At 65.4% G+C, this 11,270-nt stretch carries 8 protein-coding genes and 1 pseudogene; 6 read left to right on the plus strand and 3 right to left on the minus strand.

Annotated features, from left to right (window positions below; all coding sequences use genetic code 11):
• Positions 1–200: 200 nt before the first annotated feature.
• On the minus strand, positions 201–812 hold the full coding sequence (locus FS825_RS00005) for a DnaJ family domain-containing protein (RefSeq protein WP_144709672.1): 612 nt from the start codon (positions 810–812) through the stop codon (positions 201–203).
• A 65-nt stretch (positions 813–877) separates the two neighbouring features.
• Between FS825_RS00005 and FS825_RS00010 the strand changes: the two genes are divergently transcribed.
• Positions 878–1,939: a sodium:calcium antiporter gene (locus FS825_RS00010; protein WP_144709674.1), complete on the plus strand. Its 1,062-nt coding sequence runs from the start codon at positions 878–880 to the stop codon at positions 1,937–1,939.
• On the opposite strand, the gene FS825_RS00015 is transcribed toward FS825_RS00010, so the two are convergent.
• Positions 1,874–3,748, minus strand: a complete 1,875-nt coding sequence (locus tag FS825_RS00015) for a glycoside hydrolase family 15 protein (protein ID WP_144709676.1) — start codon at positions 3,746–3,748, stop codon at positions 1,874–1,876. The two genes, FS825_RS00010 and FS825_RS00015, sit on opposite strands and share 66 nt — an antisense overlap.
• Before the next feature lie 488 nt (positions 3,749–4,236).
• On the opposite strand from FS825_RS00015, the pseudogene FS825_RS00020 reads away from it, so the two are divergent.
• The 5 genes and pseudogenes from FS825_RS00020 to FS825_RS00040 all read left to right on the plus strand — a co-directional run.
• Positions 4,237–4,695: pseudogene (locus tag FS825_RS00020) on the plus strand (RtcB family protein); the annotation flags it as partial.
• Positions 4,696–4,746: 51 nt separating this feature from the next.
• Positions 4,747–6,177, plus strand: coding sequence for a hypothetical protein (locus tag FS825_RS00025; protein ID WP_144709678.1), 1,431 nt, complete (start codon positions 4,747–4,749; stop codon positions 6,175–6,177).
• 38 nt (positions 6,178–6,215) lie between these two features.
• Positions 6,216–7,946, plus strand: coding sequence for a hypothetical protein (locus FS825_RS00030; protein WP_144709680.1), 1,731 nt, complete (start codon positions 6,216–6,218; stop codon positions 7,944–7,946).
• On the plus strand, positions 7,943–9,856 hold the full coding sequence (locus FS825_RS00035; protein WP_144709682.1) for a hypothetical protein: 1,914 nt from the start codon (positions 7,943–7,945) through the stop codon (positions 9,854–9,856). Before FS825_RS00030 ends, FS825_RS00035 begins: the two co-directional genes overlap by 4 nt.
• A complete protein-coding gene (locus FS825_RS00040; protein WP_144709684.1) occupies positions 9,853–10,275 on the plus strand; it encodes a hypothetical protein in 423 nt (140 codons plus the stop codon). Before FS825_RS00035 ends, FS825_RS00040 begins: the two co-directional genes overlap by 4 nt.
• A gap of 241 nt (positions 10,276–10,516) precedes the next feature.
• Here the strand turns inward: FS825_RS00040 and FS825_RS18880 are convergent, their stop codons facing one another.
• Entirely contained in the window at positions 10,517–10,642 is a 126-nt protein-coding gene (locus FS825_RS18880; protein WP_260980938.1) for a hypothetical protein, read from the minus strand.
• Positions 10,643–11,270: the final 628 nt, after the last annotated feature.

Below are 11,270 nucleotides of genomic sequence, written 5' to 3' on the forward strand. Positions count from 1 at the left end.
TCCGCGGACGCCGCGAAGCTGCTCAACAGCACCTTCAAGACCGACGCGGTCAAGTCCGGCCTCCTCGTCGGCGTCGCGACCATCACCGCCCAGATCAAGTAAGACCCTTCCGCCAGGGAACGACCGCAGCACCACGCCAACCGCGTGGTGCTGCGGTCGTCCTGCGTCTGGAGCGCGTCCGCCTGGAGGCGCGGCGCACCTCATCGACGCCGGCGCCACCACGAGCGTGGCCGGGCCGCGTCCTGGGCCGCCCGTTCCGCGGCGGCACGCGCGTCGGCGGTCATCCGCTCCTCGCGTCGCGCCCGCCACCGCTCGATCTCGTCCTCGACGTCGCGGAGCGGCGTGACGACCGGCGGTCCACCGAGCAGCTGCCGCCGTGCCTCCTTCACGCGGGCGTTGAAGTCCACCAGCACCTCCCGCACGTCCGCCTCGACGGACAGGGCGTCGAGGTGGTCGTCGAGCGCGGCGTCCTCCTTGCGCAGGGCCAGGGCCGGCGGAGCGATCCCGGTGATCTCCTCGCGCTCGATCTTCGCCTTGATCCACCAGTCCGGGTCGTGCTGCCCGTCGTTCCCGGGCAGGGGCTTGCCGTGGTACGGGTTCCCCTCGAAGACGCCGCGCCGCTCGGCCTCCTCGATGCGGGCCCTGGCGTGCTGCGCGACGTCCCGTGCCTGCAGCAGCCGGCGCTCCTCGCGCTCCTCGCGGACTTCGTCCGGATCGAGGGAGCCGCGTTCGATCTCGCTGTCCACCAGTTGCTGGTACCGGTACCGGGCGGCTCGCCGGAGCCGGTCCATGCGTGCGTCGACGTCGTTCATGACGAATCCATCATGCGCCCGACGGCCGAGAACCTGCACGGCGACCACGGGCCATCGTCGATCCCATGGACTCCCTGCCCCTCTGGCTCCTCGTCGTGGTCTTCGTCGCAGGAGCGGCCGTGATCTGGGTCGCGGGGATCCAGCTCTCGAAGACGACCGACGTGCTCGACGACCGTCTGCGCCTCGGCAGTGCGCTCGGCGGACTGATCGTCCTCGCCGTCGCCACGAACCTGCCCGAGATCGCCATCACCGTGAGTGCCGGGCTCTCCGGGTCGATCGAGGTGGCGGCGGGCAACATCCTCGGTGGCATCGCGCTGCAGACCGTGGTGATCGCGGTCCTCGACCTGTTCGGGAAACGGGGGAAGGGCGTCCGACCGATCACCTACCGCGCGGCATCGCTGACGCTCGTCCTCGAGGCGATCGTCGTGGTCGCCGTCCTCGCCGTCGTGATCGCCGGCAGTCAGCTCCCCGGTGACCTCGTCATCGCGCGGCTCACCCCGGACGTCCTGCTCATCGCCGCGATCTGGGTGGTCGGCCTGCTGCTCGTCCAGCGTGCATCGAAGTCCCTGCCGTGGAAGGAGTCCGGCCGCGCACCCGACGCGTCACCGCACCGTGCCGGTCACCGGACCCGCGCGCCCCAGCAGCCGCCGATGAGCACGCGGAAGGCCGCGATCGTGTTCACCGTCTCCGCCCTCGCCACCCTGGTCGCCGGTGTCGTGCTCGAGCAGGCCGGTGACGCCGCATCCGGGCAGATCGGACTGTCGGGGGTGCTCTTCGGCGCGACCGTCCTGGCGCTGGCGACGAGCCTGCCGGAGATCTCCACGGGCCTCCAGGCGGTGAAGCAGGGCGACGACAACCTCGCGATGTCCGACATCTTCGGCGGGAACGCGTTCCTGCCCGTGCTGTTCCTGGTGGCGACCCTGCTGTCCGGCAAGGCGGTCCTGCCGCAGGCGAACGCGAGCGACGTCTACCTCACGGCCCTCGCCGCGCTGCTCACGCTCGTGTACGCCGTCGGGCTCGTCTTCCGCCCAGAGCGGAGGATCGCGGGGATGGGCATCGACTCATTCGTCGTGGTGCTGCTGTACCTGCTCGGCGTCGCCGGACTCGTCGCCATCACCCTCGGCTGACCCGAGGACCTCCTCGATCGTCAGCGCCGCCTGGATGAGCGCCAGGTGCGACAACCCCTGCGGGATGTTGCCCATGAAGTCGCCCTCCTCGCTGATCATCTCGCTGAACAGTCCGACGTCGTTCGCCTGCGCGACCATGGCGTCCATGAGGGCGCTGGCGTCCTCGGGGCGTCCGACGCACGCCATCGCGGCGGCCAGCCAGAACGAGCACGCGACGAACGGGGACTCCTCGCGCTCCATGCCCGTGTACCGGTACACGAGCGGACCGTGCTGCAGCTGCTCCTCGACCGCGCGGATCGTCGACTCCATCCGGGGTCCGCGGTCGAACGCACTCATCGCGTGGAGCAGGATCGAGGTGTCGAGCTTGTCCGACCCCGGGTACATGACGTAGTGGCCGCGCTCCTCGTCCCACCCGTTCTCCGCCACCCACTGCTCGATGAGCTCGCGGTTCTCGATCCACTTGTCGCGCGGCCCGTCGATCATCCCCGCGTCGTGGAGTTCGGCGGCCGCGTCGAGTGCCTGCCAGCAGCCGATCTTGCTCGTGACGTAGTGCTGGGCCTCCTCGAGCTCCCACATGCCGGAGTCCTGCTCCTCCCAGCGGTGGCAGGCGTCGTCGGCGAGCTCCTGCAGGACCGCGGCCGTCTTGCGGTCGATGACGTTGCCCGCTCGGACGTACTGCCGCATGATCTCGAAGACGTCGCCCCACACGCCCAGCTGCAACTGGTTGCCAGCGCGGTTCCCGATCGTCACGGGTCCGATGCCCTTCCAGCCCGGCACGTCCCGTTCCTCGACGCCGTCGCTCTCCGACCCGTCGAGTTCGTAGAAGATCGGCATGTCCGCGTCGTGCTCGGCGATGGTCCGCATCACCCAGGAGACCGCGGCGTGGGTCTCCTCGCGCAGCCCGAACCGGGTGAGGGCGTGCACCGTGTACGACAGGTCGCGCACCCAGGCGAACCGGTAGTCCCAGTTCTTCCCGCCGGTGACGTCCTCGGGCAGGCTCGTCGTCGGCGCCGCTGCGATCGCGCCGGTGGGCGAGTAGATGAGCAGCTTGAGGGCGAGGGCGCTGCGCTGCACGGCTTCGGCCCATGGTCCGTCGTAGGAGAACTCCTCCGACCACGTCGCCCAGTTCGCGATCGTGCGGTCCATCGCGTCGAGGGCGCTCTCGGGCTTCGGCATGAAGATCGGTTCGTCGTGCGTCCCGACGATCGTCAGGATGTGCTTCGACCCCTCGGCGACGCGGAAGCGCCCGGAGAACCGCGGCCCGTCGTCGTGCACCGGGTCGAACCCGTCCTCGACGATCGCGATGGTGATGCCGTCGATCCCGATCACGGCGCCGTTCGACGTGTCCAGGCGCTTCGGTTCCGCGGTGTGCAACAGGGTCCCGGGGACGACCGCCCACTCCATCTCGACCTCGCCCTGGACGCCCTGCACGCACCGTGCGACCTCGGCCCACGGCAGGCGCCCGGCGACACCGGTGACCATCGCGTCCGTGACGGTGGCCGTCCCGCCCGGGGTGGTCCACGTCGTGACCAGGACGTTCGTGCCCGGGAGGTACTCGCGGGACGCCCGGGCGTCGTCGTCCACCGGACGCAGGGCGACGTGGCCGCCGTGCTCGGCGTCGAGGATGCTCGCGAAGACCGGGGGTGAGTCCATCGAGGGGATCGGCAGCCAGTCGATGCGGCCGTCGAGCGCCACGAGCGCGACCGTCCGCCCGTCGCCGATGGCACCGTACGAACGGAGCGGGACGTAGCCGTCGCTGCGCTCCTCGTTGTCGGTGGCGTCGGGGGTGTCTCGGGTCCGCTCGGTCATGCACCCAGCCTGCCCGTGATCGAGGCGCGACCATCAGGGGGACGTACCCCGCTGTGGACGACGCCAGCCGTCCCTCCCGACTGTGCACAACTCGCGACACGCGCGGGTGAGTTGTGCAGCCCGGGCGTGTCGCACTACTGTCGTCCTCCTGCCCATCGGCAGGAACCGCCCGTCCCGGGCACCACCGGAAGGACCGCGCATGCGCGCCGTGCAGCACCACGAACAGCGAGTCGAGCTCCAGCTCGACACGCTCCTCGTGCTGCCCGAACAGCGTTGGCAGCAGCAGCAGTCCGACCGCTATCCCGCGTAGGCACGCGACCTCACCCGACGCCCCGTGCCCACCCGGCCCGGGGCGTCTCCTCCAAGGCGCTGCCCTCCGAACGCCACGTGTCGTGGCACGGAACGGCAGCCGGAGTCCGCCTCGGACCGTCACCGAAGACGTCGCCGACGACCGTCGTCGACGACCGTCACGAAAGCGAGACGAAGCAATGAAGAAGATCAACGACCGGCTGCTGAGCTGGGCCTCGATGCTCGAGGAGAACACCGAGCAGCAGGCGCGCACCACCGCTCGCATGCCGTTCGTGTTCCCGCACCTGGCCCTCATGCCGGACGCACACCTCGGCCTCGGGGCCACCGTGGGATCGGTCATCCCGACCCTCGGTGCCGTCATGCCGGCGGCCGTCGGCGTGGACATCGGCTGCGGCATGATCGCGGTCCGCACCCAGTTCACGAAGGGCGACCTGCCCGACGACCTGCAGGAGCTGCGGGAGCAGATCGAGCGGGCCATCCCGCTGTCCGCTGGTGCGTCGAACCGGAAGATCGTCGCCACCGCCGAGCCCCGGATCGCGGAGCTCGAGACGATGGCGGCCGCCGCCGGGTTCGACCCCGCGGGGGCGCACGGCGGCTGGCGGAACCAGCTCGGGACCCTCGGGTCCGGCAACCACTTCTAACGGTGAAAGGGGCACTGTCAACTAGGATCGTAGCCTAGGAGGTAGACGATGGCCCTGAGATCGATGACCTGGCGCCCCTCGCTCGCGGCAGATGCCAATACTCTTCCCAGCGGCGGTTCTTCTGAGTACCCACCCGGCCTTCTTCTGTGGTTCGACGCCGAGTTGCGCCCGCACCGTCCCCTGCAGCAGTACGTGTCCTTCTGTCTCGGCCAGTACACCGTGGCCACGATCAATGACTACAGTCGCGAGATTGCCCGTTTCGAAACCTTCCTCACGAAGCGCTATGGTCAGCAATTGTTTGATTCGATCATCGTCAAAAATGGAGACGAAGCTCTCCGGAAGTACGCGAGATCGAGGACTAATCCCGAAGCCGAAGGTGACACGGTGGTCGTTGGTGCTACACGTGAGGCGATCGGAAAAGCTCGTGCGGCAGTTTTAAGCTTTTATCAGTTCGCTGTAGCCACGGGATGGTTGCGGGATTTCCCATTTACGTTGATCAAGAAAAACACTCGAAGCGGCACGATCGAGACGCTCGCGTTTCTGCAGGGCGGTCGCCTGACAGAAAGCGCCGGGCGTCCGATCCTCGCCACGCAACTTGATCGATTCCTGCAAGTCGGTCTCCTCGGGAAAGTCCCGAGTGGCGCGCCAGACCCCGACTTCCAGGCGTACAGCACGATTCAGCGCAACGCCGCGGCTATGGGTCTCGGCGTGGGCATAGGTCTTCGCCACAAGGAGCTCTTGCTCACCACTGTCTTCGAAGTGCCAAGACCGCACCCAGATGGCTTTACCCCGGTTCGCGTCGCGGGGACCATCGCGAAGCGAGGGCGAAGCCGAAGGGTTGTCGCCCTCTCCGACTGGATGACACCAATCCGGCAATACATCAAAGGTGATCGACGCCTCATCCAAAGACGAGCCACCTGGGAGCCGTCCAGGCCTCTCGAACTCGACCTGAAGACTACTGACTCGACTGCCGCTGGCGTCGTTGGAGGCCTCGGAAAAATCATCCTTGTTCCCTGGACAAAGCTTGAGCGTGAGGATCGAACGCGGCTGGTGATGCCAGGAGGAGGATCGGCGCTTGTGCTTCTTGATCACAAGAGTCGGTCTGGGGCGCCGTTGCTCAGCAAGGACGTAATCGGCGACGCAACTCGCAGCGCAAGGGAGCGTTGCCGCACGTTTTGGCCGGATGAGGCTTGGGATTACACAGTGCACTCGTACCGGCACACCTTCGGCCACACGCTCCTGAACCGGCTCGAGAACCGGGAAAGTCTCTCCCGCAAATTCGAAGAGCAAAATGGCAGAAAGCCGGCCTGGCATCTCCTCGTAGAACGCAACGACCCACTCAGAATAGTGCAGGACTCGATGGGTCATCAGAGCTTCGAAACCACTCTGAAGTATACGGAAGACGCCTTCTGGAGTCTCCTCGCCTCAGTATCCGCCAACCCGGATCACAATCCTGCTCTGCGGGGTGACCTCGAATGAGGGACCACCGCAGTGCGATCCGGTCAGAACCCGTCGACGTGCCTCTCGGGATCGAGATCTTTCAGGACGGACGTAGGCACTTCCTGAACTTCCACGAAATTGGGGAGGCTCCGATCGCCAGGCAGCTCCGGGACGCGGCGCTCGGCGTGATGGGAGATCGTGGCGGGGGAGTTAAAGCAGCCGCAACCGCCGCCGCCTATCAGGACGCAGCCGATTACGCAGTCAAGCAGCTGCTGCCGCGCCTGCTACCGGAAGAACAGCCGTTGGACATCAAGACGCTGGTTCCAGCAACCTTGCACAGTGGGTTGTTCGAGGGAAGGACCTCTCCTGCATCCGTGCGCACCACGTTAGCGCGGCGTCTCCTGCTGGATGCGGCGGAGGCCGCAAAGGCTGATGCGAGCGTCGCGTACCTCAAGCGATTGAAGCTCCATGGCTTCTCAAGACCATCGCGGCCTTACACGTCTGAGGAACTAGAAGCGATTGTCGGATGGTGCAAAGGCCGTCTAAACGATCTGTTCCTTCGGCGGTTGTCCGCCTTCCGGATGCTTGATGAGGGCGCGTCCGAGGATTCAACGCAAGGCGCAATCGAAGTTGCACGTCAGATTGTAGCTCTGCGCGATCATCCGGCAACCGTGCGAGATTGGGTGGCATGGGTACTCGTCGTTGGGCCTGAGTCCGACAGGCCCTTATCTGGTCCATACGGGGAGGCGGTGCGGCTCCTGAGTCCAACCGTTCTGGACGCTCAAGCGACGGCCCTGCTGATCATCAACGAATTCGGCGCAGAGGCATCCGTGTTGATCAGCATGGACACCGTAGATTTCGAGCGCGCTCCAGACGACTCCTCGCTGACGCGGATCAGTGGTCTCAAGTCGCGGGCCGACCGGGCCGTCAGCAGGAAGGGGAACGGCGTCAGCACGTGGAGCGGTGGTCGCGTGATCGAACGATGGATAACCGCCACAGCGCACCTCCGTTCCTGGACGGACACGGATCATCTTCTCATCTGGGTGCAATCGGAACGTTCCGACAAGACCCTCCGCCACCCGGTCGCCACCGCGATCCCACAAAGGCCGATTGTCCTCGAGGGGGACTCGAGTGTGGTGTCGCTGCCGTCAGGGGGAACAGTCCGCATGAGTACGCAGCGCATGCGGAAGACGTGGGCTGCCCGGGCCGATCGCGTAGTCGGGGGTGGCGTGCGCGGGGCGATCGACCCCAACCACTCTGCACGTGTGAGTTGGACCTTCTACCGAGGCGCCGGTCTCTCGGAGGAAGAGCGACTCGAGATCATCGCAGACGGGCAGGACGAGTATTACGCGAGCATTCTCGCTGTTGGATACATCATCGCTGACTCCGAAAGCCCTGAAGAGATTCGGCGTCGACTTTGGCATGAGGGGCTTTCGGATGAGACGATCGACAAAGTCCTGGCCGAGGCGCTCGACGATACCGGTACCGCGGGCTGCGTCGATCCGCGCGCCGTACCCGGTCAAAAGCTCGGCACTTTATGTCGGAAGACCCCTTTCGCGTGTCTGCTCTGTCCGAACGCCGTATTCACCACGATCCACCTACCGATCATTCTTGCGCTCGCAGATCGGATCGACCGCGACCGCGAGGAGCAAGTCGCCGAGGTTTTCATATCGACCTGGGCGGGAGTCGCAGCACGAGTTGACCAAATTCTCGAAGCCTTCTCGCAGGAAGCAGTTGATGAAGCCATGAGCGACCTTGAAGCCGCGCAAGAACGTCTTCGAGTTCTGGAGGAAGCATACGGCCGATGAGTACACCGCTGACACTCTCTCCCCCGAGTAGGAGCCGATTCCGAGGGAAGACGCTTTCCGCTCTATTCGCCCACGAGCACATCCCTGGCAGGTACGAGGACAATCGTTGGGATCTACGGCGGCATCCAGATTCGGCCAGTGCGAACAGCAAAAGCAGATTCGACTTCGCAGACGTCCCAACATGGCTACGCGACGCCATCAAGGAGTTTGTCCTGATCGCTTCGCGACCCGCGCTCGCAACAGACGTCGATCCGTCCTTCCTCGGGCTGCGGCGCAAAAATCTCAGTACACTTCACCGCGCGCTGCCGAACCTGATTGTCGACTTGATCACGGTCACGAGCCTGGGCGCATACTCTGAGCTATCGTCAGTTGACCAGGAAGCGTTCGACACGTTCCTGCGGGACCATAAACCGGACCATCGCAGAGCAAGTGCCCTCAAGTCGTTCGCCACGTACAGGACAGCGATGTCGCCCGAGATCGACAAGCTGTCGATAGAGCCGTGGGAAGGGAAGTCGGGCCTCGCGGTCAGCGGAGGATTGCCGGACAACGACGGCATGAACACGACGGATTTGTTCCTGATCGAGGACCTTGCGCCGTGGATCTCGGCCTGTATAGCCCTCGTTCGTTCGGGGCGGGAGATTGTTCGAGTAGCGACGCTCGACAACCCGCCGGAGGCGCTGACTGACTCGAAGGGCAGGTGGCGCAATGCCCGGACCCGCGTTGTTCCTCCTCGAGAAGTAGCTATGCTTTCGACGTCTTCAGAACCTATGGAGTTCATCGCTAGTGACGACCGGAAGATTGACCGCCAGCGCGCGATCGCGGACGTTGCCGCAGCATGTGCATTCATCACAGTTGCAATGAGTGGGATGCGGACCTCCGAATTTGAAGTAATTCCGCGAGGTCATGCACTCGAAGAGATCACCCTGCGTGGTGCTCGCCGCGCGCTTCTACAGAGCTTTCTCATTAAGAAGCGTGAACGGCCACGACGGGAGAGCTGGCTGATCCCACCGATCGTTGCCGATGCGTTGGGAGTCGTTACGTTCATGCTGGAGCAGACAAACCTCCCCGACGACGCCGTAGACCTGCGCACCGGACAGAGTCCGTTGTTCGACCGGCGGCTGCTCGCGCACCTTCGCCGTGCGGACGGTCCGAGTGCCATGCGCTTCGATCGGGTGGTGGAGCGAATCGGCGCGCACATCGACAGGCTCAGTCAAGCAGGCATAGGTCCGACACGTTCCAGAACCGAGCCCAACGACCGCTCCCTGCGACGAAACCTAGCGGTGGTGATCGCGGGTCGTGCGAACGGCGTGATCTCTGCGATGGACCAGTTCAAGTGGATGGACGCGAAAACAGCCGCCGGCTACTTCCGAGTTGACCCAGATGCTGTCGCCACTAGCCAACGAGAGCTCTACGCGGAAGTTCGAGGCTTGCAGACAGAGATGGTCATCGATGCTCTTCGAAACGAATACGCACTCTGGGAGCGCGCGATCGAGGCTGACCAAACACCGATGCTTCCGGCGGGCAAAGACGCCCGCCGGAAGGTAGACGTCTTCGCATCGGTGCGCGCTGCGACTCTGGCGGACCCGCGCATCGAGGAAGATCCCCGAAGGCTGCGAGAACTTTTCCGACCGCATGCAGAGTCCATGTTCATGACCGTGTTCGGCTTCTGCGACTTCAGCGAAGACCAGGCCCGCTGCGGGGGCATCGGTGCGCCAAACGTCGAGCAGTGTGACCCGTTGGAGTGCCTGAACCACACCACCACGACCTTCGGTGTCCCAGGGTTCCAAGTCACCCATGACCGCCTCGTCAAGGGCGCTCGGGACCGGAAGCTACCTCATTTGGGACGCGAGAAGATGCGCGCGCAAGCAGCGGAGATTCGTGACGCGCTACCCGGATTGGTCACCGCGTGAGCACCCCGCTGCCGAATTTTGACGCCGAGGCCCTCCTCGAGCATCCAACGAGTCTCCGTGCAGCGGCTGCCGCGTTCGCCATGATGTTGAGCGGCCAACGCCCAAGCGTCGAAAGAGTCGCTGAGATTGCAGGCACCACTCGCCAAAACCTTTACTCGCACCACAAGCCGGTCATCGAGCTAGTGCGCCTGCTTCGGGCGTCCTGGGAGCCGCCCAGGTCGGGCGAGATCGCCGAGATGACGCGCCAGCGTGACGAGGCGAAGCGGAAGTTGGAGAAGGAGCGCGAGAAGCGGAAGCTTGCCGAAAGAGAACGAGACAAGGCGCTGCACCATCTGGCCCTCAGCGACGCCGCAGTGACCGAGCTCAGCCGGGACCGCTCGACTGTTGTTCCACTGGTGAGGCCGACGTCTGAGCCCTAAAGGCTTCGAAAGCGCCTGCGTCTTCTTGCAAGGGCACGCCTAGTTCGACGGGCCGTTCGGCTTGACGCCGCAATGACAGTGCAGTGTGGGCGGTGCGTTCCCGGTCGTTGGTGCCGTCCTCGACGAGGACGTCGTCGTTGGCCCCAAGCGCTGACCGGGCCGTGGACGCGACGCTGAAGGTCGAGGCCGGGTCGCCCCGGGTCGCGCTGACGAGTCGAGCGATGCGGTCGAGTTAGTCGATTCAGTTCCGGGCAGGGGGCCGCGGGCGTCCGCCCGCGAGGTCGCGCGCGAGCTCCTGTGCGCGCTTCGCCGCGGCGGGGTCCTCGAGGGACGCGGCGAGCTCGCCGAAGAATCGCACCTGTCGCAAACGCTTGAGTTTCACGACGGTGTGGCAGATAGCCCAGATGGCAGGAACGACGAGGGCAGGCGCCCATTCCATGACTGCTCCGAATCAGACGCTCGCTCCCACGCGCGGCGCCGATCAGGATCAGCGTCATGCACCGTTGTGCCCGGTCGGAGCCTCGTGTAGGTCTGATGTTCCTCGGTCGTGGGACCGAGGTCGTCAGCGAGACAGCGACCGTTCGTTGGCGTGTGACACGGCCAACAGGTTCACAGCAGCCGGTGCGGCCACAGCGAACCTTGATCTCCTGGGTGAGGATGGAGCTCCTGTCGGAGCTCCTGGTTCTGATGTTTCTCTACCATCCCGGACGCAGTCACGCCCGGGCTTTCATATCTATGGCGACAGCGTACCGCAGTGGACCGGCATCCCGATTGCCCGGGGTCACCGAGACGGATTTCTCCGGCACCCGTGACTGTCCGCGATCGAGTGCTCGCCAGACGGGTCGCTTGCTCCGGGCCGGAACGTCCCCTGCACGGTCACGCTGGCCGACGCTCGACGCCGGTGAGATCAACACGGCGACAGTGACCGACACCCCGCCGAGCGGTGACCCGACCGACCCGTCCGAACGGTCGACCACGACAGTCCCCGCCCCCGC

It is taken from the genome of Curtobacterium pusillum, from assembly GCF_007680845.1.
GTDB classification, from domain to species: Bacteria; Actinomycetota; Actinomycetes; order Actinomycetales; family Microbacteriaceae; genus Curtobacterium; species Curtobacterium pusillum_B.